This is a genomic window from Micromonospora auratinigra, from assembly GCF_900089595.1.
Lineage (GTDB): Bacteria > Actinomycetota > Actinomycetes > Mycobacteriales > Micromonosporaceae > Micromonospora > Micromonospora auratinigra.
This window is the reverse complement of record NZ_LT594323.1, coordinates 4185037-4208417: the sequence shown is the minus strand read 5'-3', so window position 1 is coordinate 4208417 and position 23381 is coordinate 4185037. Positions and strand designations below refer to the sequence as shown.

Here is a 23381-nt window from a genome sequence, read left to right as displayed (position 1 = left end):
CGCGCCCGGCACGGGGCCTGTGGACGACCACGGCCGGCCGTACGCCGAGGTTGTCCACAGCCGTTGTCCACCGCGTGGCCGGCGGCTAATGTGCGGCCCCGACCGCCGGTAGGGTGAGGCTCGTGATCGTGGCTGTCGGCATCGACGTCGTGCTGGTGGACCGGTTCGCCCGGGCCCTGGCGCGGACGCCGCTGCTGGCCGACCGCCTGTTCACCGAGGCCGAGCGGTTCACCCGCTCCGGCAACCCGCGCTCGCCCGAGTCGATGGCGGCCCGCTTCGCGGCCAAGGAGGCGGTGGCCAAGGCGCTCGGCGCGCCGGCCGGGCTGAGCTGGCACGACTGCGAGATCGTGCCGGATCCGGACGGGCGGCCCTGGCTGACCGTCTCCGGCACGGTGGCCGCCGCGGCGGCCGAGCGGGGGATCAACCGGTGGCACCTGTCGTTGTCGCACGACGGCGGGATCGCCTCGGCGATGGTGGTCGCGGAACGCTGAGCCGGACCGGCGGGCGCTGGTCCGGCGGGTCGAACGAACGGGACGGTGGGCATGCGAGCGGTGTGGCGGGTCGGGGACGTACGCGCGGCGGAGGCCGGCCTGATGGCCACCGTGGCGCCCGGGACGCTGATGCAGCGGGCCGCCGCCGGGCTGGCCCGGCGCTGCGCGCTGCTGCTCACCGAGCGGTACGCCGCCGGCCCGCCGGGTGCCGCCCGGCGTGGTGCCCCGGCCGGCGTCTACGGCGCCCGGGTGCTGCTACTGGTCGGTTCCGGCGACAACGGCGGCGACGCCCTGTACGCGGGCGCGCGGCTGGCCCGCCGGGGCGCGGCGGTCTCGGCCCTGCTGCTCAGCCCCGGCCGGGCGCACGCCGAGGGGCTGGCCGCGCTGCGGGCGGCCGGCGGGCGGGTGGTCGACCGGCCGCCGGCGGTGGTGGACCTGGTCCTCGACGGCATCGTCGGCATCGGCGGCCGGGGCTGCCTGCGGGAGACCGCCGAGCAGCTCGCGGCGAGCCTGGCCGGCTGCTGCGGGCGGGACGGCGACCGGGCCACGGTGGTCGCGGTGGACGTGCCGAGCGGCGTCGCGGTGGACACCGGGGACGTGCCGGTCACCGCCTCCGGGCAGCCGTGCGCGGTCCGGGCCGACGTGACGGTGGCCTTCGGCGCGCTGAAGCCGGCCCTGGTGGTGGGCCCGGCCGCGACGCTCGCCGGGCACGTCGAGCTGGTCGACATCGGGCTGACGCCCTGGCTGCGCGGCAGCCCCGCGCTGCGGGTGACCGAGTGGTCCGACGTCGTCGACTGGTGGCCGCGGCTGGGCCCGGCGTCGGAGAAGTACACCCGGGGCGTGGTCGGGGTGGCGACCGGTTCGGCCACCTACCCGGGTGCCGGGGTGCTCTCCGTCGGCGGCGCGCTCGCCGGCCCCACCGGCATGGTCCGGTACGCGGGCGGCGCCCGCACCGAGGTGGTCCGTCAGCACCCGTCGGTGATCGCCACCGGCCGGGTGGCCGACGCCGGCCGGGTGCAGGCCTGGGTCTGCGGCTCGGGGCTGGGCACCGGCGAGGAGTCCGCCGCCGAGCTGCGCGCGGTGCTCGCCGCGCCGGTGCCGGTGGTGCTGGACGCCGACGCGCTCACCCTGCTGGTGGACGGCAAGCTGGCGGATCGGCTGCGCGACCGGGACGCCCCGATCGTGGTGACCCCGCACGACCGGGAGTACGCCCGGCTCTGCGGCGAGAGCCCGGGAGCGGACCGGGTGGCGGCGGCGCTGCGGCTGGCCGCCTGGATGAACGCGGTGGTGCTGCTCAAGGGGGACCGCACGATCATCGGCACCCCGGACGGCCGGGCGTACGTCAACCCCACCGGCACCCCGGCACTGGCCACCGGTGGCACCGGGGACGTGCTGGCCGGGCTGCTCGGCTCGCTGCTCGCCGCCGGGCTGGCCCCCGAGCGGGCGGCCGCCGCGGCGGCGTACCTGCACGGGCTGGCGGGCCGGGAGGCGGCGCGCGGCGGTCCGGTGACCGCGCCCGACGTGGCCGACGCGCTCCGCCCGGTGGTGGGTCGCCTGGGTTGACCGGCGGGTGCGGGCGCACCGCCGGGACGCCCGGCGGCGCGGCTCGGGCGCGCGGTGATCACCGGCGGAAGTAGGCTGGGGTCATGTGGCAGTCGGAGGTACGCGTCGACCTGGACGCGATCCGGGAGAACGTGGCCCGGCTCAGGTCGGGCACCAGCGCCGAGCTGATGGCGGTGGTGAAGGCCGACGGGTACGGCCACGGCATGGTCCCGGCGGCCCGCGCGGCGCTCGACGCCGGCGCGGACTGGCTCGGCGTCTGCACCCTGGACGAGGCGCTGCTCCTGCGTCAGCAGGGGATCACCGCCCCGGTGCTGGCCTGGCTGCTCGACCCGGGCCTGCCGTTGCACGACGGGGTGGCGGTCGGGGTCGACCTGGGCTGCGCCAGCCTCACCCAGCTCGACGAGATGATCGAGGCCGGTCGCCGGGCGGGCCGACCGGCCCGGGTGCACCTGAAGATCGACACCGGGTTGTCCCGGGGCGGGGCGACCGTCGCCGACTGGCCGGCGCTGCTGGAGGCCGCCGCCAAGGCGCAGGCCGAGGGCGTGGTCGAGGTCGTGGGGGTGTGGAGCCACTTCGTGTACGCGGACTCGCCCGGCCACCCCACCACGGACCGCCAGCTCGCCGTCTTCCACGAGGGGCTGGAGATGGTGGAGCGGGCCGGCCTGCGGCCCCGCTACCGGCACCTGGCCAACTCGGCCGCCACGCTGACCCGCCCGGACACCCACTTCGACCTGGTCCGCCCCGGCATCGCGATCTACGGCCTGTCGCCGATCGCGGGCGAGCGGTTCGGCCTGCGTCCGGCGATGACCGCCCGGGCCCGGGTGATGCTGACCAAGCGGGTCCCGGCGGGCACCGGCGTCTCGTACGGCCACACCTATCTCACCCCGCGGGAGAGCACCCTGGCCGTGGTCCCGCTGGGCTACGCCGACGGGGTGCCCCGGCACGCCTCGAACACCGGCCCGGTGCAGCTCGGCGGCAAGCAGCGGACGATCTCCGGCCGGGTCTGCATGGACCAGTTCGTGCTCGACTGCGGTGACGACGAGGTGGCCGCCGGGGACGTCGCCACGCTCTTCGGCAGCGGCGCGGACGGCGAGCCGACCGCCGACGACTGGGCGGAGGCGGTCGGCACCATCAACTACGAGATCGTGACCCGCTTCGGCGGGGTGCGGGTGCCCCGGGTCTACGACGGCGAGCGACCATGAGCCGACGTCTCCGGATTCCCCGGCCGCGTACCGCCGCCGGCAAGGTCGCCGGGGTGCTCGGCGCGGCCGTCGGGGTGGCCGCCGCCGGGCTCGCCGCGGGCGTGGTGGGCGAGCGGCTGCTGGTCCGCCGGCTCAAGGCCGACCCCACCGACCCGTACGCGCACGAGCAGTTCGGCACGCAGCGGTACGACGAGGCGCGCACGCTCCAGATGCCGGACGGCACCGACATCCACGTCGAGGTGGTCGAGCCGACCCGCCCGGTGACCGGCCACCCGACGGTGGTGCTGGTGCACGGCTTCTGCCTGGACATGGGGACCTTCCACTTCCAGCGCAAGATGCTGGCCGCGCGCGGCGACTACCGCGTGGTCGCGTACGACCAGCCCGGGCACGGCCGTTCCGGGAAGCTGGAGACCGGCGACTACGACCTGACCGCGCTGGGCCGGACGCTGCGCCGGGTGCTCGACGAGGTGGCGCCGGAGGGGCCGCTGGTGCTGGTCGGGCACTCGATGGGCGGCATGACCATCATGGCGTTGGCCGAGCTGTACCCGGAACTCTTCGGCGACCGGGTGGTCGGCACCGTGCTGATGGCCACCTCGGGCGGCCTGGTGGCGGAGACCAAGCTGGTCGCGCCGGCGATGCTGGGCCGGGTCGGCGCGCCGGTGCTCTACATGATGAGCAACGCCACCCGGTACGGCGGCACCGTGATCGACAAGGCCCGTAAGTCGACCTCGAACGTGGCCTGGCTGCTCACCCGCAAGTACGGCTTCGGCACCGCGAAGCCCAGCCCGGCCCTGGTGTCGTACGTCGAGATGATGAACTCGCGGACCTCGGCCGACACGGTCACCCGCTACCTGCGCACGCTGGCCACCCACTCCCGGTTCCCGGCGCTGGCCGCGCTGGCCGGCACGCCGGTGCTGGTGGTCGTGGGGGACAAGGACATGATCACGCCGGTGACCCACTCGGAGGAGATCGTCCGCCGGCTGCCGCACGCCGAGTTCGTCAAGATCCACGACAGTGGGCACGTGGTGATGCTGGAACACGCCGACCAGGTCGACGCGGCGCTCGAACGCTTTCTGGAGTCGCTGTGAGCGCGAGGAGTGAGCCGGGGTTGCGAGCCCCGCAGTCGCGAACCGAGGTGCCGCTGTGAGCGCGAGGAGTGAGCCGGGGTTGCGAGCCCCGCAGTCGCGAACCGAGGTGCCGCTGTGACCGTGGTGGTCGAGCTGAAGACGGTCGACGACACCCACGAGTTCGGCCGCCGGCTGGCCGGGGTGCTGCACGCGGGGGACCTGCTGCTGCTCAGCGGCCCGCTCGGCGCCGGCAAGACCGCGCTCACCCAGGGCATCGGCGCCGGTCTGGGCGTACGTGGCGACATCACCTCGCCGACCTTCGTGATCGCCCGGGTGCACCGGCCCGACCCGGACCGGGGTGGCCGGGTGACCCTGGTGCACGCCGACGCGTACCGGCTGGGCGACGCCACCGACCCGCGGGCCGAGATCGACGACCTGGACCTGGACGCCTCGGTGGACGAGGCGGTCACCGTGGTCGAGTGGGGCGAGGGGCTGGTCGAGCAGTTGGTCGACGCCCACCTGCGGGTCCGCATCGACCGGCGGGACGACGACACCCGGGTGGTCACGCTGGAGCCGGTCGGCGGCGACTGGGCGCGCCGCCTCGCCACCCTGGACTGACGGCTGTCGTACCCGCTGCCTACAGTGCCGGGGACCGACCACGCGAAAGGTTGCCGATGCCCGACGACGCCCAGACCCTCGACCTGCTCGCGCTGCTGCCCGACGCCTGGCGCACGGTGCTCACCCCGCACCTCGACCCGGCCCGCACCGCGGCGCTCGCCGAGTTCGTCGCCGGGGAGTACGCCACCCGGACCGTCTTCCCGCCGGTCGAGGATCTCTTCTCCGCCTACCGGCTGTGCGGGCCGGCGGAGACCCGGGTGCTGATCCTCGGGCAGGACCCGTACCACAAGGCGGGTCAGGCGCACGGGCTGAGCTTCAGCGTGCGCGAGGGCGTCACCGTGCCGCCGTCGCTGCGCAACGTCTTCAAGGAACTGGGCGAGGACCTGGGCGTGCCGAAGCCGCGCAGCGGCAACCTGGACGGCTGGGCGGCGCAGGGCGTGCTGCTGCTCAACTCGGTGCTCACCGTCCGGCAGGCGACCCCCGGCTCGCACGCCAACAAGGGCTGGGAGGAGTTCACCGACGCGACCATCCGCGCCCTCGACGCCCAGGACCAGCGGGTCGTCTTCCTGCTCTGGGGCGGGTACGCCCGCAAGAAGGCCGCCCTGGTCACCAACCCGCAGCACGTGGTGCTGGAGGCGGGTCACCCGAGTCCGATGAACCCGCGTGGATTCCTCGGCAGCCGTCCGTTCAGCGCGGCGAACAAGGCGCTCGCCGACGCCGGCCTGCCCACCGTCGACTGGGAGCGGTCAGCCGGCTGACCCGGCCCGCCCGTCGCCCTCGGCCCGGCCGGCGGCCAGGCGCTGCCGGTGCCGGTGGAGCAGCTCGGTGGTGCGTGGGTCGGCCAGCTCGACCCGGAGCAACGGCTCGACCGGGTAGCTCCGGCCGCCGTGCCGCACCTCGACCGCCTCCGGCAGCTCGTCGCAGAACCGCGCCCGCAGCTCGCCGTAGCGGGTCAGCCAGCGGTGCTCGCCCGGCTCCTCCGGCTCCAGCGGCAGCCCGCCCCACTCCCCCCAGCGGGCGTTCCACCGCTGCGCGTAGGCGGCGGAGAGGAAGGCGGTGAGCCGGGGCGAGTCCCGTCGGCGCACGGCCACCTCGACCGCGTCCACCGGCAGCGGCGCGCCCTGCAACAGGGCCGCGGTGCTCCCGGTCAGCACGTACGGCAGTTCGCCCAGGGCGTCGAGCATCCGGTCCAGCCCGATCTGGCGGATCCGCTCGCCGACCGGTTCTCCGACCAGCGCGTCGAGGGCCGCGTCGAGATGGCTGTCCAGCGGCTCGACGCCGACCACGAGCTGCACCTCCATCGCGGCGAGCAGCCGCTCCACCGTGGGCAGGCTCGGCAGCCGACCGCCCCGCTCGATGTGGGCGATGGTGCCCTGGTTGATTCCGGCCAGCTCGGCCAGCGCCCGCTGGGTCAGCTCCCGGCGTTCCCGTTCGTGTCGGATGGTGGCGGCGATCTGGCGGGTCAGGCGGCTCTCGGGCATCTCCCGATGGTGAGGCAGGAGTGGAGAGCGTGATGTCCCTCAGACATGTTCATGTCTCTCTGACATCGCGCTCTCCAGTGATGTGTCGGCCCCTCGAGGTCACCGACGGTAGCGGCCGGCCGTCGCCCGCCGTCCGCCGCCCGCCGCCGGCGGGCTGTCGCCCATGGGCACCCGGTAGTAGAGTCCGATCAGATCGGTACCGATCGATTGGCGGATCCGGGGAGAGAGCCGTGCCCAGGCCGAGCAGCGCGGACGGCTGGTCGATCGCGCCGGCCGCGCTGGCCGAGCAGACCGACCGGTTCGTCACCCTGGTCAGCTCCGTGCCACCCGACACCCGGGTCACCGCCGACTGGACCGCCGCCCAGACGCTGACCCACCTGAACTCCATCGTCCTGCTCTACCTGCACCTGCTCGACCCGGCCGATGAGCCGCTGACCGTACCCGGGCTCGCCGAGCGGCTCCCGTCGACCACCGTCGACACCATCGCCGACGTCAACGAGCTGGTGCTCGGGCACCTGACCGGCCACGACCCCGACCGGCTGCGCGCCGACGTCGCGCGGCTGCTGGCCGGCTGCGCCGCCCGCGACCCGGACGAGCTGGTGACGTGGCTGGGTGGGGCCCGGGTGCCCCTGCCCGGCCTCCTCGCCCACCTGGTCAACGAGCTGCTGCTGCACGGCTGGGACGTGGCCCGGGCGACCCGCCGCCGGTGGACCGTGCCGTCCCGGCACGCCGTGCTCTTCCACGACCTCTTCCTGGCCGGGCTGGTCCGGCACGGCTACGGCCACCTCCTCGACGGCGTCGACCCGCCGCGCCGGCCCCGGATCGTGGTGCGGTTCGCCTCGGCGTACGCGGCCCCGATGACGCTCACCCTGGCCGCCGGTCAGGTCCGTTTCGCCGAGCCGGACGAACGGCCGGACGCCCGCGTCGGGTTCGACCCGGCCACCCTGAACCTGATGATGTTCGGCCGGATCAGCCGGGCCCGGGCGCTGCTCACCGGCCGGGTCCGGGTCACCGGGCCCCGCCCCTGGCTACTGCCCGACTTCCTCCGGGTGTTCCGCACCCCGAGCTGAGCGCCGCAGCCGACGGGTCGTCCGCCGGGCCGAGCGCCGGAGCCGACGGGTCGTCCCGCCACGCGCACGACTAGGCTGGCATACCGTGCTCGTACTGGTGGTGGACTCCTCGACGCCCGCGGTCACCGCGGCTCTGGTCGAGGTGACGGCGGACGCGGTGACGGCCCGTGCCCAGCGGTGCACGGTCGACGCCCGGGCCCACGGGGAGCTGCTCGCCCCGCAGGTCGACGCGGTGCTCGCCGACGTCGACGCCCGCCCCGCCGACCTGGCCGCGATCGTCGCCGGGCTCGGCCCCGGGCCGTTCACCGGGCTGCGGGTCGGCCTGGTCACCGCCGCCACCATGGGTCAGGTGCTCGGTGTCCCCACGTACGGCGTCTGCTCACTGGACGGGATCGGCCACCCGGCGGCCGCCGGCGAGCCGGTGCTGGCGGCGAGCGACGCGCGCCGCCGGGAGCTCTACTGGGCCGTCTACGACGGCGCCGGCCAGCGGATCGCCGGCCCCGAGGTGTCCGCCCCGGCGGTCGCCGCCGAACGCGCCCGCGACCTGGCCGTCACGCTCGCGGTCGGCGACGGCGCGCACCGGTACGCGGAGGTCCTCGACCTGCCGGTGCGCGAGGAGCCCCGCTATCCCGACCCGGTGGCGCTGGTCCGGCTGGCTGCCGAGCGGATCCGCGCGGGCGCCCCGGGCGAACCGCTCACCCCGCTCTACCTGCGCCGCCCGGACGCCGTCGCGGCGACCGGGCACAAGCCGGTCCTGCCGTGAGGATCGACCGGTTCCGCTGGTGGCACGTCGACGACGTGCTGCCGATCGAGGCGGACCTCTTCGGTGCCGAGCAGTGGTCGGCGGCGATGTTCTGGAACGAGCTGGCCAACCGGCACTTCTACCTGGTCGCCCTCGACGACGACGGCACGGTGCTCGGCTACGCCGGGCTCGCCGCCAACCCGCCCGACGAGACCTGGGTGCAGAACATCGCGGTCCGCCGGGACGCCCAGCGCCGGGGGGTCGGGCGGCTGCTGCTGGAGGCGCTGCTCGCCGAGGCGGCCCGCCGGGGCGCCCGCAGCACCCTGCTGGAGGTGGCGGTGGACAACGCCCCGGCCCAGCGGCTGTACGCGACGTACGGCTTCGAGCCGATCGGCGTCCGGCGCGGCTACTACCAACCGAGCAACACCGACGCGCTGGTCATGCAGCGCAACGAGGACTGACGAGCATGGCTGACGAACCACTGATCCTCGGCATCGAGACCTCCTGCGACGAGACGGGCGTCGGTATCGTGCGCGGGCACACGCTGCTCGCCGACGCGCTCGCCTCCAGCGTCGAGGAGCACGCCCGGTTCGGTGGCGTGGTACCGGAGGTGGCCAGCCGCGCCCACCTGGAGGCCATCGTGCCGACCATGGACCGGGCGCTGCGCGAGGCGGGGGTGACGATCGCGGACATCGACGCGATCGCGGTGACCTCCGGGCCGGGTCTCGCGGGCGCGCTGCTGGTCGGGGTCGCCGCCGCCAAGGGGTACGCGGTGGCCGCCGAGAAGCCGGTGTACGGGGTGAACCACCTGGCCGCGCACGTCGCGGTGGACACCCTGGAGCACGGGCCGCTGCCCGAGCCGGCGATCGCCCTGCTGGTCTCCGGCGGGCACTCCTCGCTGCTGCGGGTGGACGACCTGGCCCGGGCGGTCACCCCGCTCGGCGCCACCATCGACGACGCGGCCGGTGAGGCGTTCGACAAGGTGGCCCGGCTGCTCGGGCTGCCCTTCCCCGGCGGCCCGTACGTCGACCGGGAGGCGCGGGCCGGTGACCCGGCGGCGATCGCCTTCCCGCGTGGCCTGACCGCCGCCAAGGACCTCGCCCGGCACCGTTACGACTTCTCCTTCTCCGGGCTGAAGACGGCGGTGGCCCGCTGGGTCGAGGCGCGGCAGCGGGCCGGTGAGCCGGTGCCGGTCGCCGACGTGGCCGCGTCCTTCCAGGAGGCGGTCTGTGACGTGCTGGTCGGCAAGGCGCTGGACGCCTGCCGCAGCACCGGCATCGACACGCTGGTGATCGGCGGCGGGGTGGCGGCCAACTCGCGGTTGCGGGCGATGGCCGAGCACCGGGCCGCGAAGCACGGCGTCCGGGTGCGTACGCCCCGGCCGAAGCTCTGCACCGACAACGGGGCGATGGTCGCCGCGCTCGGCTCGCACCTGGTCGCCGCCGGCGTCGCGCCGAGCCGCCTGGACCTGCCGGCCGACTCCGCGATGCCGCTGACCGTGGTCAGCGTCTGAGGGGGAGGGACCGACACGTGATCGTCCGGATGTGGGAGGCGAAGGCCGAACCGTACGGCTTCGCCGACCTGATCACCTGGGTGTGCGAGACCGCGCTGCCCGAGTTCGAGCACGACCCGCTGCACCTGTCGAGCGAGGTGTTCTCGTCCACCGACCACCGGCTGGTGGTGATCTCCAAGTGGCGCAACACCCCCCGCGCCCTGCCCGACCCGCCCCCGACGCTGGTCGCCCGGGCCCCGCACTCCTGGGACTTCACCCAGGTCGACCGCTGATCCGCGGGCGCTGACCAGCGGGAAATGGTTGGCGTCCGGTGCGCCGCGACCCCTAGCGTCGCAGGTGCCATGCGCTTCTCACCCGCCGGCGATCCCGGCACCCCCGACGACCGGTCCGCCACCCGTTACCTGGTCTGGCTGGCCGGCCGGCACCCCGTTCTCTTCACCGCCGGCATCGGGCTCGGCGTCGTCTGGATGGTGGCGCAGGCGCTGATGCCGGCCGCCGTCGGCCGGGCCGTCGACGCGGGCCTGGCCCAGCGCGACCCCGACGCCCTGCTGCGCTGGGGCCTGGTCCTGCTCGGGCTGGGCGTGGTCCAGGCGACGGCCGGCATCCTGCGACACCGGTGCGCGGTGCACAACTGGCTCGGTGCCGCGTACCGGACGGTGCAGGTGACCGTGGACGCCACCAACCGGCTGGGCGCCGCGTTGCCCCGCCGGGTCGCCGCCGGTGAGGTGGTGAGCATCGGCACCGCCGACATCGAGCACATCGGCAGCGCCGTGGACATCACCGCCCGGGGCACCGGAGCGGTGGTGGCCATCGGGACCGTGGCGGCGATCCTGCTCGCCGCGTCCCTGCCGCTCGGGCTCGTGGTGGTGCTCGGGGTGCCGCTGCTGATGGCGCTGGTCGCCCTGCTGATCCGGCCGCTGCACCGGCAGCAGGCCGCGTACCGGGAATCGACCGGCCGGCTCACCGCCCGCGCCGCCGACATCGTCTCCGGGCTGCGGGTGCTGCGCGGGGTGGGCGGGGAGCCGGTGCTGGCCGCCCGCTACCGGGAGCAGTCCCAACGGCTGCGCGCGGACGGTCTGCGGGTGGCCCGGGTGGAGTCGCTGCTCCAGGCCGCGCAGATCCTGCTGCCCGGTGCCTTCGTGGTGCTGGTGACCTGGCTCGGGGCCCGGTTCGCGCTGCGCGGCGAGATCACCGCCGGCGAGCTCGTCTCCTTCTACGGCTACACGGCGTTCCTGGTCAGCCCGTTGCGCAACCTCACCGAGGCGGCCGACAAGCTGACCCGGGGGCACGTGGCGGCCCGCCGGGTGGTGCGCCTGCTGCGGCTCGCCCCGGAGTTCACCGACCCGCGCCGCGCGGCGCCGGTGCCGGCCGGGCCGGGGGAGCTGGTGGACGTCCGCTCCGGGCTGGTGCTGCGACCCGGCCGGCTCACCGCCCTGGCGGCCACCGCACCGGACGAGGCGGCCGAGATCGCCGACCGGCTCGGCCGGTACGTCGACGGCGACGTGACGCTGCACGGCGTACCGCTGCGGGAGGTGCCGCTGGCGACGGTGCGCGAGCGGATCCTGGTGGCCGACAACGACGCGCAGCTCTTCAGCGGCGTGCTCCGCACCGAGCTGGACCCGCACGACCGGGGTGACCACCACGCGGTCGAGGCGGCGCTGGTCGCGGCGAGCGCGACGGACATCGTCGACGCGCTGCCCGACGGGCTGGACAGCGTGGTCGCCGAACGCGGCCGGGAGTTCTCCGGCGGCCAGCGGCAGCGGTTGCGGCTGGCCCGGGCCCTGGTCGCCGACCCGGAGACGCTGATCCTGGTCGAGCCGACCAGCGCGGTGGACGCGCACACCGAGGCGCGGGTCGCCGACCGGCTGGCCGCCGCCCGCCGGGGCCGGACCACTCTGGTCTGCACCACCAGCCCGCTGGTGCTCGGCCGCGCCGAGCACGTGGTCTTCGTGGAGGACGGCAAGGTGGTCGCCGAGGGCCGGCACGACGAGCTGCTGACCGCCGAGCCCCGGTACGCCGCGACGGTGAGTCGGGAGGACCGGTGAGCACCGCGCTGCCCGTCGCCGACGCGGACCAGGTCCGCCGCTACGTGCGGGCGCTGGCCCGCCGGCATCCGCGCGGCCTGGCGGGCACGCTCGGCCTGCACACGCTGGCCGCGGCCGCCGGCCTGGTCGCGCCCCGGCTCCTCGGCGACCTGGTGGAGGGCGTCTCGCGGGGCGTCGGCGCGGTGACCGTCGACCGGGTCGCGCTGGTGATCGCCGCTTTCGTGGTGCTCCAGTCGGTGCTGGTCCGGTTCGCGCACCTCGCCTCGGCCCGGCTCGGTGAGCGGGTCCTCGCCGAGCTGCGTGAGGAGTTCGTCGACCGGGTGCTGGCCCTTCCGCTGTCCACGGTGGAGCGGGCCGGCACCGGTGACCTGCTCACCCGCACGTCGCGGGACGTGGCCGCGCTCTCCCGGACGGTCCGGTTCGCCGCGCCGGAGACGTTGATCTCGGCGGTCACCGTGCTGCTGATCCTCGGCGCGCTGCTGCTGACCGGTCCGCTGCTCGTGCTGCCCTGCCTGCTCGCGGTGCCGCTGCTCTGGGCCGGCACCCGCTGGTACCTGCGCCGTGCCCCGGCGGGCTACCTGCGGGAGAACGCCGCCTACTCGGACATCACCGACGGGATCAGCGAGACCGTCGAGGGGGCGCGGACCACCGAGGCGCTGCGGCAGCAGGCCCGCCGCCGGGCCCGCGGCGACGCCGACATCCGCCGGTCGTACGCGGCCGAGCGCTACACGTTGAACCTGCGTACGGTCTTCTTCCCGGTCGCGGAGATCGGCTACCTGGTCCCGGTGGTCGCCACGCTGCTGCTCGGCGGTTGGTGCTACCTGCGGGGCTGGGTGAGCCTCGGGCAGGTCACCGCCGCCACCCTGTACGCCCAGCAACTGGTGGACCCGGTCGACCGACTGCTCTCCTGGCTGGACGAGTTCCAGGTCGGCGGCGCGTCGCTGGCCCGGCTGCTCGGGGTGACCGCCGACCGCCCCACCGGACCGGCGGACGCGCCCACCGGGTCCGCCGCCGGGCAGCCGGTGGCCCCCGAGCGGCAACTCGCCGCCCACGACGTCCGGTACGCGTACCGGCCGGGTCACGACGTGCTGCACGGGGTGACCCTGGTGCCCCGGCCGGGGGAGAAGCTGGCCATGGTCGGCCCGTCCGGTGCGGGGAAGTCCACCCTCGGGCGGCTGCTGGCCGGGGTGCACTCCCCGCGTTCCGGCTCGGTGACCGTGGCCGGCCGGCCACTCGCCGAGCTGCCCCTGGCCGAGCTGCGGACCCACGTCGCGCTGGTCAGCCAGGAGCACCACGTCTTCATCGGCACGCTGGCCGAGAACGTGGCGATGGTCCGGCCGGACGCCGGTCCCGCCGAGGTGCGTGCCGCGCTGGCCGCGGTCGACGCGCTGGACTGGGCGCAGGCGCTGCCGGACGGCCCGGACACCGTGGTCGGGGCGGGCGGTCACCCGCTCTCCCCGGCGCAGGCGCAGCAGCTCGCGCTGGCCCGGCTGGTGCTGGCCGACCCGCACACCCTGGTGCTGGACGAGGCCACCTCGCTGATCGACCCCCGGGCCGCCCGGGCGCTGGAACGCTCGCTGGCCGCGGTGCTCCAGGGCCGGACGGTGATCGCGATCGCGCACCGGCTCTTCTCCGCGCACGACGCGGACCGGGTGGCGGTGGTCGAGGACGGCCGGATCACCGAGCTGGGCTCGCACGACGAGCTGGTCGCGGCCGGTGGCTCGTACGCCGCGCTCTGGCGCTCCTGGCACGGCTGAGGGCCGCCACCGGCCCGGTGACGGCCCTCGGTGCCGACGGTCAACTGCGGCGCAGGATCCGCCAGGTGGCGTAGCCGCCGGTGACCAGGGCGAGCAGGAAGACCGCCCAGACCACCGTGGTGCTGACCTGCACCCCGCCGCCGGTCGCGTTGGCCGCCGCCGCGGCGACCAGCGAGTCGCTCTGCGCCGGGGGCAGCGCGGCGGGCGGCAGCTGCTGCCAGCGGACCAGCCCGGTGCTCTCCAGCATCGTCATGTGGTCGGTGACGAACTTGTTGGCCTCCTCGGCGAGCTTGCGCACGATCGGGTCGCGGGTGCTGGCCCGGACCGCCCCGATCACCGGGAAGATGTTGCCGTGGGCGACCCGGAGCCGGGTCACGAAGATCTGGTCGAACTGCGCCCCGGTCGCGTTCTGCATCTCGGTCAGCCAGCCCTGCTGCTGGGTGGTCGGGGTGGTCGGCAGGATGGCGCCCAGCTTGTTGGCCGCCTCCACGACGAGCTGGTCGAGCACGCCGTGCTGGCGGGCGATCTCCGCGCCCACCTCGCGTACCCGCTTGGACTGGCCCCGCTCGGCGGCCATCTGGCCGGCGGGCATCTCCCAGAGCCCGGCCAGGCGTACGCCGTTGAGCAGGGTCATGTCGGCGGCGTTCATCTGCGCGGCGGGGGCCGCGTGTGCCGTGCCGGGCACGAGGCCGAGCCCTGCGACGAGCGCGACGAACAGCAACGTCACCCGGCGCGCCAGCCGGCGGCGTACGGATTCCAGCGGTGCCATTGTTGCGGTGCCTCCTCGGTCCGGACCGGTTCGCGGATGTCTGCCGGCCGGCCGTACGCCACCGGCCGCCCGTGCGCCCAGTGGTACGGATCGGCGTGCCGATCAGTTCACCGGCGGGACGGCCGGATCGGGAGGCGGCGCGGTGGGCGGGGGCCGTCGGTTCCGGCGACCCCCGCCCGGCGCGGGCCGGCCGGTCAGCCGGCGTAGGTCTCGAACTCGGCGACCCGGGGGGTGCCGGTCGAGGTGAGGATCCGGAACGTGATCTTGCTGAGCGAGGTCGGGGCGAAGCTGATCGGGCCGGCCCCGGTGCCGGTGGCCAGGACGGCCCCGGTGTCGTAGTTGACGAGCTGCCAGGACCGGACGTAGCCGACCGCGCCGGACGCCTCCCGGATGACCACCCGGGACACCCGGGTGGCGGAGCCCCACTTGATCGAGATGTCACCGGTCGACCCGGCCGGCGACCACCAGGTGCTGAGGTTGCCGTCGCGCACGTTGCCGTAGCTGGTGCCGTCGGCCTTGCTGGAGCCGTCGGCGCCCGCGCCGAGGCTCAGGTTGGGCCCGCCGGGCGCGGTCTGCGTCGGCGTCGGGGACGGGGTCGACCCGGTCGGCGTCGGGCTCGGGCTCGACCCGGTCGGGGTCGGGGTCGGGGACTGCGGCGTGCAGCTGCCGTTGGACACCTTCAGGCCGGTGTTGGCGCCGGCCGTCTGCCGGACGATCTCCGGTACGCAGCTCGCCGCGTCCAGGCTGTAGGCGTACGGGATGCTGACGCTGGTGTTGGAGACCGGGTTCGGTCCGGCCGGGTGGTTCTCGGTGCCCGGGGCGGACCAGCTGACGTTGTCGTAGATGTTGCCGCTGACCTGCCAGTAGCCGAGCGCGTCGGTGTAGAAGGTGCCGAGGACGTCCTTGGCGTCCTCGAAGTAGTTGTTCTCCACCTTGGCGTGCGCGCCGGCCCGGGAGTTGATGCCGGACTTGGCCAGCCCGACGTAGTGGTTGTCGTACATGTGCGCGGTGCCGCCGCGCAGCAGCGGGGTGCGGGAGTCGATGTTCTCGTACCGGTTGTGGTGGAACGTGAGGTAGCTGTTGGACAGGTCGCTCTCGCTGGACCCGACCAGGCCGCCCCGCCCGGAGTTGCGCAGGATGCTGTACGACAGCGTCACGTACTGGGTGTTGTCCTTCATGTCGAAGAGGCCGTCGAAGCCCTGGTCCTCGCCGCCGGAGGCCTCCAGCGTGGCGTGGTCGACCCAGACGTTGCGCACGGTGCTCTCCATGCCGATGGCGTCGCCGCCGTTCGAGGTGGGCGAGCCCGACTTCTTCACGTTCCGCACCGTGACGTTCTGGATGATGATGTTGCTGGCGTCGCGGAGGTGGATGCCGAGCTGGTCGAAGATCGCGCCGCTGCCCACCCCGACGATGGTGACGTTGCTGATCTCCTTGAGCTCGATCCGGTCGTCGGCCGTGTTGCAGCTGGCCCCGGAGACCTTGCTCGTGTTGCCGTGGTTGATCGTCCCCTCGACCTCGATGGTGATCGGGGTGCTGCTGCTGGCCCGGTTGCAGAGCGCGGCGTGGATCTGGGTGCCGGTGGTGGCCCGGACGGTCTGCCCGCCCGCGCCGCCGGTGGTGCCGCCGTTGCGGGTCGCGTAACCGGTGGCGGCGCCGACCGCGGCGGACGCCTGCGGGGTCGGCAGGACCGCGCCGACGGCGACCCCGAGGGCCGTCGTGGCCAGGGCAGCCTGGATTCCTCGTACGACTGGTCGTCTCATGTCTCGACTCGCCTTCCTGGGTGGTGGTGGAGAGGCGGTGCCGCCGCGGCCGACGCCGGCACGCTGGAAAGCGCTTTCCAGTCGAGAATAGAGAGACGTCTATCGCTCTGGCAAGGTGGATCGGGTGGAGCCGGCCGACGGGCCGACGGTCAGCCGGCGTCGAGCGGGTCGGCGAGGAGGCGTTCGAAGGCCAGCTCGGCGGCCCCGATCAGCGCCGCGTCGTCGCCCAGCTTGGGCGTCCGCAGGCGCACGTGCTCCAGGCAGGCCGGCAGCCCGTTCGAGTTCAACCGGCTGCGTACCTGGGCGGCGGCGGCCAGGTAGAGGTCGCGCATGGTGCCGCCGAAGATGACCATCTCCGGGTTGAAGACGTTGACCAGGTTGGCCACCCCGAAGCCGAGCCAGTCGCCGGCCTGCCGGACGGCGGTCTGGGCCCGCGCGTCACCCCGGTCGGCCGCGTCGAAGACGCCCAGCAGCGCCTCCCGGCCCCGCGCGTCGGAACGGCCGGCCGCGCGCAGCAGCCCGTGCTCGCCGATCTCGGTCTCCCAGCAGCCGCGCCGGCCGCAGTCGCAGGGCAGTCCGTCGCGCACCACCACCATGTGGCCGACCTCGCCGCCGTACCCGCCGTGCCCGGTGAGCCGTCGGCCGCCGGCGATGATGCCGGCCCCGACGCCCACGTCCCCGTACAGGTAGATGACGTTGTCGCAGCCGGCGGCGACGCCCCGGGCGTGCTCGGCGTGGGCGGCCACGTCGGCCACGTTGCCCACCGTGATGGGCACGTCGATGCCGAGTTCGGCGGCGAGCGCCGCGCCGATCGGCTCGTCCACCCAGCCGGTGGTCGGGCTCAGCCGGACCAGCCCGTCCTCGCGGCGGACCATGCCGCAGACGGCGACCCCGGCCCCGACGCAGAGCGAGTCGGGCGGCACCGAGTGGTGCATCTCCTTGACCGCGCCGGCCAGCAACGGCGCGGCCTCCCCGGCCACCAGGTTCCGGGGCCGTTCCAGCTCCCGGCGGTCGAGCACCTCGCCGCCGAGACCGACCCGCGCGGCCCGCAGCCGGTCCACCTCCACGCTGTACGCGTACGCGTAGACCCGGGCCGACTCGGGCCGGACGACCAGTGACGGTCGTCCGGCCCGGCCGGTCTCCTTCGGCGTCCCCTCGCTGACCAGACCGGCGCCGGCCAGGTCGGTGGTCAGCGCGCCGATGGTGCTGCGGTTGAGCCCGAGCGCGGTGGTCAGCTCCGCGCGGGTGGTCGCCCCGTGCACGTGCACGTAGCGGAGCAGGGCGCCCAGGTTCTGCCGACGGATCTCGTCCTGGCTCGGTCCCGCGCGCATTGCCACCGCCATGTCCGTGCGGGGGTCAGCGGTTGCCGGTCGCGGCGGCGCGCCGCCGCGACAGCGCGTCGATGGTCGCCGCGGCGAGCAGCACCACGCCGGTGACCACGTACTTCACGCCCGAGCTGTAACCCATCAGTCCCATACCGTTGTCGATGACCGCGACGACCGCGCCACCGAGCACGGCGTCGAGGACCCGGCCCTTGCCGCCGAAGAGGCTGGTGCCGCCGATCACCGCCGCGCCGACGGCGTAGAGCAGTACGTTACTGCCACCGGTGTTGGGGTCGACCGAGTTGGCCCGGCTGGCCGCCACGATGCCGCCGACCGCCGCCATCGTGGAGCAGATGACGAAGACGGAGATGCGGATCCGGTCCACGCTGATGCCGGCCCGGCGGGCCGCCTCGGCGTTGCCGCCGACCGCGTAGACGTGCCGGCCGTAGCTGGTGCGCTGGAGCACGAAGGTCCAGAGGACCAGCAGCACCGCGATGATCGGCACCACGATCGGCACGCCCTTGAGCGAGACGACCAGCACGTTGCGGCTGCGTTCCAGGTTGAGCACGTAGACCGCGACGCCGAGGACGACGGCGAGACCGACGATCCGGCCGGCCACCACCGCCATCGGGTCGGTGAGCAGGCCGCGGGCGGCCCGGTTGCGGTGCCGCAGCAGCTGCACGGCGGCGTATCCGACGACGGCGAGGGCGGCCAGGGTCCAGCCGAGCACGGGGGAGAGGTTGCGGTTGGCGATCGCCACCAGCGTCTCGTCCCGCACCGAGATGTTGGTGCCCTCCTTCATCAGCATCAGCACGATGCCCTGGAAGGCGAGGAACCCGGCGAGGGTGACCACGAAGGACGGGATGCCGACCTTCGCCACCAGGACGCCGAGCGTGGTGCCGATGACCACGCCGGTGACGATGGCGGCGAGCACCGCCACGTACCAGGGGTAGCCGAGCACGGTGACCACGTTGGCGAGGATCGCGGCACAGACGCCGCTGGCGAAGCCGGCGGAGAGGTCGATCTCGCCGAGCAGCAGGACGAAGACCAGACCCATCGCGATCAGCGTGACCGCCGCGCCCTGGGTGAAGAGGTTCGCCAGGTTGCCGGCGGTGAAGAACGACGGGCGGGCGATGGAGAAGCCGATGCAGAGCGCCAGCAGCATGGCGACCGCGGGCAGCGCGCCGATGTCGCCGCCGCGTACCCGGCGCCAGTAGTTGTTCAGGTGGTTGCCCACCGACGGCGCCGGTGCGACGGCGGCGGGGCCTTCCTTCTTCACGGCGGTGGTGGTCATCGGACGGCTCCTGGGGTGGGGTCGGCGGGCGCGGCGCCGGTGCCGTTGCTGCCCGGCTCGGCGCCGAGGCCGAGGTTGCCGGAGCGGCCGGCGGTGATCAGCTCGACCACCTGCGAGTGGGTGATGTCGGTGGTCTTCACCTGGGCCACCATCTGGCCGAGGTAGAGCGCGGCGATCCGGTCGGAGACCGCGAAGACGTCGTTCATGTTGTGCGAGATGAGCACGACGGCCAGGCCGTTGTCGGCGAGCCGGCGGACCAGCTCCAGCACCTGGGCGGTCTGCGCGACGCCGAGCGCGGCGGTCGGCTCGTCCAGGATCACCAGCTTGCTGTTCCAGAGCACCGCCTTGGCGATGGCCACGGTCTGCCGCTGGCCGCCGGAGAGGCTGGCGACGTGCTGGCGCAGCGACTTGACGGTACGCACGCTCAGGCCGGCCAGGGTCTCGGCGGCCATCTGCTCCATGGTCGGCTCGTCGAGCACGATGCCGCTGCGCTTCTCCCGGCCGAGGAACATGTTCTGCACGATGTCGAGGTTGTCGCAGAGCGCGAGGTCCTGGTAGACGACCTCGATGCCGAGCGCGGCGGCGTCGCGCGGGCTGTTGATGCTCACCGGACGGCCGTCGAAGAGGAACTCGCCGGAGTCGGTGGGGTGGATGCCACTGATGCACTTGACCAGGGTCGACTTGCCGGCGCCGTTGTCGCCGACCAGCGCGGTCACCTCGCCCGCGTGCGCGGCGAACGCGACGTCACGCAGCACCTGGACGGGACCGAAGCTCTTGTCGATCCCGCGTAGCTCCAGCAGGGGGGTTGCGGACACGGGGGTCTCCTTTGGACGGAGGGAGGTCTCGGATCCCGTCCGGCGTGGGCGCCGCCCGACACGGTGATCCGTGCCGGGCGGCGCCGCCTGAAGCGGGGTGGGTCAGCTGATGCCGGCGTCGGTGCAGAGCTTGGCGAAGGCGCCGGTGCAGAGTTCGTCCTTGGTGACGAAGCCGTCGGCCACGACGTCCTTCACGCTGTCCTTGTAGATCGCCTTCGGCTCCAGCAGGACGGCCGGGACGTCCCGGTTGCCCTCCACGTCCTTGACCGTCTGACCGGTGTCCTTCTTCTCGCCCTTGGCGACGGCGATGGCCAGCTCGGCGGCCGCGTCGGCCTCCTTCTTGACCGCCTTGTAGACCGTCATGCACTGGTCACCGGCGAGGATGTTCTGCAGGCCCTGCGGGGTGGCGTCCTGGCCGGTCACCGGGACCTTGCCGTTGAGCTTGTTCTTCTTCAGCACCGAGATGGCCGCGTTGCCGAGGCCGTCGTTGGCGGCCAGCACACCGTCGATCTTGCCGCCGGCCTTGGTGAGCTGCTGCTCGAAGATCGTGGCGGCCTGGGCGTTGTCCCAGTCCGGCACCGAGTCGTCGGCGACCTTGGTGTACTCCTTCGAGTCGAACTTCGGCTTGAGCACCGAGTCGTACCCGTTCTTGAACAGGGTCGCGTTGTTGTCGGTCGGCGAGCCGTTCAGGTACGCGATGGCCGGGTTCTTGACGCCCTTGTCGGTCAGGCACTTGGCCAGACCCTCGCCCTGGAGCTTGCCGACGGCCTCGTTGTCGAAGCTGACGTAGTACTGGGCGGAGCCGCCGAGGGTCAGCCGGTCGTAGTCGATGGTGGCCACGCCCTGTGACTTGGCCTTGTCGAGCACGGCCTTACCGGTGCCGGAGTCCAGGTTGACGATCATCAGGGTGGTGACCCCGCCGGTGATCATCTGGTCCGCGATGGTCTGGAACTGGGTCTTGTCGCCCTGCGCGTTCTGGATGTCGTAGTCGACGCCGGCGGACTTGAACGCCGCCTCCAGGAACTTGCGGTCCGCGCCCTCCCAGCGGGCGGAGGACTTGCTGTCCGGGAGGATCACGCCGATCTTCGGCTTCTTGTCGTTCGAGCCGCCGGCCTTGTCGGAAGAACCGCCGTTGTCGCCACAGGCGGCCATGCTGCCGGTCGCGAGCAGCCCGACGGCCGCGAAAGTGAGGATGCCCTTGCGCATCTGCACGGGTCCTTTCGGGGGTGGGGGAGTAGTGATCGGTGTTTTGTTGTGTCCGGCAACGTATTCCCCCGCGCAACGAAGGCGCAAGACTGTCGAGGTCAGAGTTTTGTTGGCGGCGGTAACAATTCAGCAACGCGACTGTCACCAACCGGTCGTCCCACGGAGAGCGCTCCCGCCGGCATCGCGCGCCGGCCCCGCCGAACCGCTCCGCTCCGGTCCGGACTCAGCCGGTGGCGATGGGTGCCGTCACCGCGTCGGTCAACGCGACCAGGTCCGCCGGCGCGAGCTGCACCTGCAGCCCCCGCCGCCCGGCCGAGACGTAGACGGACGGCTGGTCCAGCGCGGACGCGTCGACCACCGTGGGCAGGCGGCGCCGCTGCCCGAGCGGGCTGATCCCGCCCCGGACGTACCCGGTGGCCCGCTCGGCCACACCCCGGTCGGCCAGCGTCGCCCGCTTGCCGCCCAGCGCCGCCGCGAGGGCCTTGAGGTCCAGTTCCCCGGTGACCGGCACGACCGCCACGGTGAGCCCGCCGTCGACCTCGGTGACCAGTGACTTGAAGACCTGCTCCGGCGGCACCCCGAGCGCCGCCGCGACCAGCGCGCCGTAGTTCGGCGCGTCCGGGGAGACCTGGTACGGGTGGGTGCTGTGGGCGATCTTCCGCTTGGTCAGCAGTGCCGTCGCCGGAGTGCCCTGTCCCGCCATGTCCGGCAGGCTAACCCGGCCCCCGCCGCCCGGCGACCGGAAACCGTCAGGCGGGAACGGGCCGGGCGAGGTGCGGCGTCGCCGGGCCGGTTCAGCCTGGCAGCGGCCGGGCGAGCAGCACGGTCGGCGCGCCGGCCACCCGGGTCAGCACCAGGCTGGCCGCCGCGTCCCCGGCCAGCCGCAGGTCCCGGCGCAGCTTCTCCGGCTCCAGCGCCGAGCCGCGCTTGAGGATCTCCAGCCGGCCCACCCGGCGTTCCCGCAGCAGCGCGCGCAGTCGCTTCAGCGAGAAGGGCAGCACGTCGGTGACCTCCAGGCAGCGCGCGAACGGGGTGGGTCGCGCCCGGTCGGCGTAGAGGTAGGCGATGCTCGGATCGGCCAGCGTGGCGTCGAGCTCCCCGGCCAGCTCGGCGACCAGGTGCGCGCGGACCACCGCCGGGTCCGGGTCGTACACGTAGCGCCGGACCGGTCCGACCGGTGCCTCCGCGTCGCCCGCGCCGGTGAGCCGGTGCGCGGTGTCGCCCCGCAGCACGGTGGCGCGGCGCGGCACCTCGGCGAGCGCGCCGCACCAGAGGGCCGCCTCGACCAGGTCACCGTCCACACCGACCCACTCGGCCTCCGCGCCGGCCGGGATCAGCGTGTGGTCCAGGCCGGGGGCCACCTTCACCACCGTGTGCGGCACCCGCCCGGCCAACCCGGTGACGAAGTCCCAGGGCGGCGAGTAGGCGTTCGGGTCGAAGATCCGCCGGCCGGTGCCGGCCTTCCGGCGGGCCGGGTCGCAGAAGACCCCGTCGACCCGGGAAACGTCGAACGCCGTCGCGTCCCCGCACTCCACCGTGAAGAGGTCGGCCAGCCCGGCGGCCTCGGCGTTCGCGGCGGCCATCGCGGCGGTCACCGGGTCGGCCTCCACCCCGTACACCCGGATGCCGGCGCGGGCCGCGGCGAGCGCGTCCGCGCCGAGGCCGCAGCCGAGGTCGGCCAGGGTGCGCACCCCGGCGGCGCGCAGCCGGGCGGCCCGCCGGTCGGCCACCACCCGCCTGGTGGCCTGCTCCAGCCCGGCCCGGGTGAGGAACATGCCGGCCGCCGCCGGCCCGAACTTGCCCACCGCGCGGCGGCGCAGCTCGGCCTGGGTCAGCGCGGCGGCGGCGAGGTCCGCCGGCACGCCGGTGGCGCGCAGCGCGGCCGCCGCGGCCAGCGGGTCGCCGCCGGCCAGCCCGGCGGCCGTCGCGAGCGCGGCCACCCCCTCGGGGGTACGCAGGGCGGCGAGCCGGTCGGAGTCCACGCGCCCATTGTCCGGGGCGGTGCGGCCGGCCCGGCCGGCGGTGTCGGTGACCCGGGTGGGGGCGGGTCCGGCGGGGCGACACGAGGGTGGCGTGCTGGCACTCTCCTTGACGGAGTGCTAGCCGAGGAATAACCTGCGATTAGCACTCTCACCCTGAGGGTGCCAACGCCCGGGCCCCGTGTCCGGGGGTTGAACGCCAGGCGGACCGGCACCCGCGACGACGGCCCCGCCCGGTGGCATGTGGCAGATTGACGCAGGTCGGCCTGCCGACCAGCAACGACACCAAGTACCCCAGGAGGGTATGCCCGTGACTACCGCGACCAAGGTTGCGATCAAGCCGCTCGAGGACCGCATCGTGGTCCAGGCGAACGAGGCCGAGACCACCACCGCCTCGGGCATCGTGATCCCCGACACCGCCAAGGAGAAGCCGCAGGAGGGCACCGTCCTCGCTGTCGGCCCGGGCCGGATCGACGACAAGGGCAACCGCGTGCCGATCGACGTCAAGGTCGGCGACACCGTCCTCTACTCGAAGTACGGCGGCACCGAGGTCAAGTACGCCGGCGAGGAGTACCTGGTGCTCTCCGCCCGCGACGTCCTCGCGGTCATCGAGAAGTAAGCAACCGATCAGTGTCGCTGCCCCGGTCCGGCTCGCCGGGCCGGGGCAGCGTCGCTTCGAAGGGATAC

23 protein-coding genes are annotated in these 23381 nt (G+C 74.2%); 14 read left to right on the top strand and 9 right to left on the bottom strand.

Features of this window, described 5'->3' with window-relative positions:
* Nucleotides 1-122: 122 nt before the first annotated feature.
* The 6 genes from GA0070611_RS18720 to ung all read left to right on the top strand — a co-directional run bounded on the left by GA0070611_RS18720 (nucleotide 123) and on the right by ung (nucleotide 5699).
* On the top strand, nucleotides 123-491 hold the full coding sequence (locus tag GA0070611_RS18720; RefSeq protein ID WP_091666068.1) for a holo-ACP synthase: 369 nt from the start codon (nucleotides 123-125) through the stop codon (nucleotides 489-491).
* Nucleotides 492-542: 51 nt separating this feature from the next.
* Nucleotides 543-2054 carry an NAD(P)H-hydrate dehydratase gene (locus GA0070611_RS18715; RefSeq protein ID WP_091673130.1) on the top strand — a complete coding sequence of 504 codons (1512 nt, stop codon included), beginning with the start codon at nucleotides 543-545 and terminating at the stop codon, nucleotides 2052-2054.
* Between the two features lie 83 nt (nucleotides 2055-2137).
* Nucleotides 2138-3256 carry an alanine racemase gene (gene alr / locus GA0070611_RS18710; protein WP_091666066.1) on the top strand — a complete coding sequence of 373 codons (1119 nt, stop codon included), beginning with the start codon at nucleotides 2138-2140 and terminating at the stop codon, nucleotides 3254-3256.
* On the top strand, nucleotides 3253-4344 hold the full coding sequence (locus tag GA0070611_RS18705; protein ID WP_091666064.1) for an alpha/beta fold hydrolase: 1092 nt from the start codon (nucleotides 3253-3255) through the stop codon (nucleotides 4342-4344). The genes alr and GA0070611_RS18705 overlap by 4 nt, the downstream gene beginning before the upstream one ends.
* Before the next feature lie 114 nt (nucleotides 4345-4458).
* Complete coding sequence (gene tsaE, locus GA0070611_RS18700) at nucleotides 4459-4941, top strand: tRNA (adenosine(37)-N6)-threonylcarbamoyltransferase complex ATPase subunit type 1 TsaE (RefSeq protein WP_091666061.1); 483 nt, start codon at nucleotides 4459-4461, stop codon at nucleotides 4939-4941.
* A gap of 56 nt (nucleotides 4942-4997) precedes the next feature.
* On the top strand, nucleotides 4998-5699 hold the full coding sequence (ung, locus tag GA0070611_RS18695; protein WP_091666059.1) for a uracil-DNA glycosylase: 702 nt from the start codon (nucleotides 4998-5000) through the stop codon (nucleotides 5697-5699).
* Here the strand turns inward: ung and GA0070611_RS18690 are convergent.
* On the bottom strand, nucleotides 5688-6422 hold the full coding sequence (locus tag GA0070611_RS18690) for a helix-turn-helix domain-containing protein (RefSeq protein ID WP_091666057.1): 735 nt from the start codon (nucleotides 6420-6422) through the stop codon (nucleotides 5688-5690). The genes ung and GA0070611_RS18690 overlap by 12 nt on opposite strands.
* Nucleotides 6423-6652: 230 nt before the next feature.
* On the opposite strand from GA0070611_RS18690, the gene GA0070611_RS18685 reads away from it, so the two are divergent.
* From GA0070611_RS18685 to GA0070611_RS18655, 7 genes are all read left to right on the top strand, one after another.
* On the top strand, nucleotides 6653-7492 hold the full coding sequence (locus GA0070611_RS18685; RefSeq protein WP_091666056.1) for a maleylpyruvate isomerase mycothiol-dependent enzyme family protein: 840 nt from the start codon (nucleotides 6653-6655) through the stop codon (nucleotides 7490-7492).
* Nucleotides 7493-7577: 85 nt separating this feature from the next.
* The gene (tsaB, locus tag GA0070611_RS18680; protein ID WP_091666054.1) at nucleotides 7578-8255 is read left to right on the top strand and encodes a tRNA (adenosine(37)-N6)-threonylcarbamoyltransferase complex dimerization subunit type 1 TsaB; all 678 of its coding nucleotides are present in this window, start codon (nucleotides 7578-7580) and stop codon (nucleotides 8253-8255) included.
* Complete coding sequence (rimI, locus tag GA0070611_RS18675) at nucleotides 8252-8695, top strand: ribosomal protein S18-alanine N-acetyltransferase (RefSeq protein WP_091666052.1); 444 nt, start codon at nucleotides 8252-8254, stop codon at nucleotides 8693-8695. Before tsaB ends, rimI begins: the two co-directional genes overlap by 4 nt.
* Nucleotides 8696-8700: 5 nt before the next feature.
* Nucleotides 8701-9747, top strand: a complete 1047-nt coding sequence (gene tsaD, locus GA0070611_RS18670) for a tRNA (adenosine(37)-N6)-threonylcarbamoyltransferase complex transferase subunit TsaD (protein WP_091666049.1) — start codon at nucleotides 8701-8703, stop codon at nucleotides 9745-9747.
* 17 nt (nucleotides 9748-9764) lie between these two features.
* Entirely contained in the window at nucleotides 9765-10019 is a 255-nt protein-coding gene (locus GA0070611_RS18665) for a hypothetical protein (protein ID WP_091666046.1), read from the top strand.
* A 69-nt stretch (nucleotides 10020-10088) separates the two neighbouring features.
* On the top strand, nucleotides 10089-11792 hold the full coding sequence (locus GA0070611_RS18660; protein ID WP_091666043.1) for an ABC transporter ATP-binding protein: 1704 nt from the start codon (nucleotides 10089-10091) through the stop codon (nucleotides 11790-11792).
* Nucleotides 11789-13549 (top strand): ABC transporter ATP-binding protein, encoded by a 1761-nt coding sequence (locus GA0070611_RS18655; protein ID WP_091666040.1) that lies wholly within the window; start codon nucleotides 11789-11791, stop codon nucleotides 13547-13549. Before GA0070611_RS18660 ends, GA0070611_RS18655 begins: the two co-directional genes overlap by 4 nt.
* A 40-nt stretch (nucleotides 13550-13589) precedes the next feature.
* On the opposite strand, the gene GA0070611_RS18650 is transcribed toward GA0070611_RS18655, so the two are convergent.
* From GA0070611_RS18650 to GA0070611_RS18615, 8 genes are all read right to left on the bottom strand, one after another.
* The gene (locus GA0070611_RS18650) at nucleotides 13590-14318 is read right to left on the bottom strand and encodes a DUF4142 domain-containing protein (protein WP_091666037.1); all 729 of its coding nucleotides are present in this window, start codon (nucleotides 14316-14318) and stop codon (nucleotides 13590-13592) included.
* 194 nt (nucleotides 14319-14512) lie between these two features.
* Nucleotides 14513-16078 (bottom strand): pectate lyase family protein, encoded by a 1566-nt coding sequence (locus tag GA0070611_RS18645; RefSeq protein WP_091666035.1) that lies wholly within the window; start codon nucleotides 16076-16078, stop codon nucleotides 14513-14515.
* Between the two features lie 149 nt (nucleotides 16079-16227).
* Nucleotides 16228-17409, bottom strand: a complete 1182-nt coding sequence (locus tag GA0070611_RS18640) for an ROK family protein (protein ID WP_091666033.1) — start codon at nucleotides 17407-17409, stop codon at nucleotides 16228-16230.
* A 25-nt stretch (nucleotides 17410-17434) separates the two neighbouring features.
* Complete coding sequence (locus GA0070611_RS18635; protein WP_091666030.1) at nucleotides 17435-18694, bottom strand: sugar ABC transporter permease; 1260 nt, start codon at nucleotides 18692-18694, stop codon at nucleotides 17435-17437.
* Nucleotides 18691-19509, bottom strand: a complete 819-nt coding sequence (locus tag GA0070611_RS18630; protein ID WP_091666027.1) for an ATP-binding cassette domain-containing protein — start codon at nucleotides 19507-19509, stop codon at nucleotides 18691-18693. Before GA0070611_RS18630 ends, GA0070611_RS18635 begins: the two co-directional genes overlap by 4 nt.
* Nucleotides 19510-19611: 102 nt before the next feature.
* On the bottom strand, nucleotides 19612-20715 hold the full coding sequence (locus GA0070611_RS18625; protein ID WP_091666025.1) for a sugar ABC transporter substrate-binding protein: 1104 nt from the start codon (nucleotides 20713-20715) through the stop codon (nucleotides 19612-19614).
* 223 nt (nucleotides 20716-20938) lie between these two features.
* Nucleotides 20939-21418, bottom strand: coding sequence for a Cys-tRNA(Pro) deacylase (gene ybaK, locus GA0070611_RS18620; RefSeq protein ID WP_091666022.1), 480 nt, complete (start codon nucleotides 21416-21418; stop codon nucleotides 20939-20941).
* Between the two features lie 91 nt (nucleotides 21419-21509).
* Complete coding sequence (locus tag GA0070611_RS18615; RefSeq protein ID WP_091666019.1) at nucleotides 21510-22697, bottom strand: THUMP-like domain-containing protein; 1188 nt, start codon at nucleotides 22695-22697, stop codon at nucleotides 21510-21512.
* 301 nt (nucleotides 22698-22998) lie between these two features.
* On the opposite strand from GA0070611_RS18615, the gene groES reads away from it, so the two are divergent.
* Nucleotides 22999-23313, top strand: a complete 315-nt coding sequence (groES, locus tag GA0070611_RS18610; RefSeq protein WP_018222648.1) for a co-chaperone GroES — start codon at nucleotides 22999-23001, stop codon at nucleotides 23311-23313.
* The last annotated feature ends 68 nt before the right edge of the window (nucleotides 23314-23381 follow it).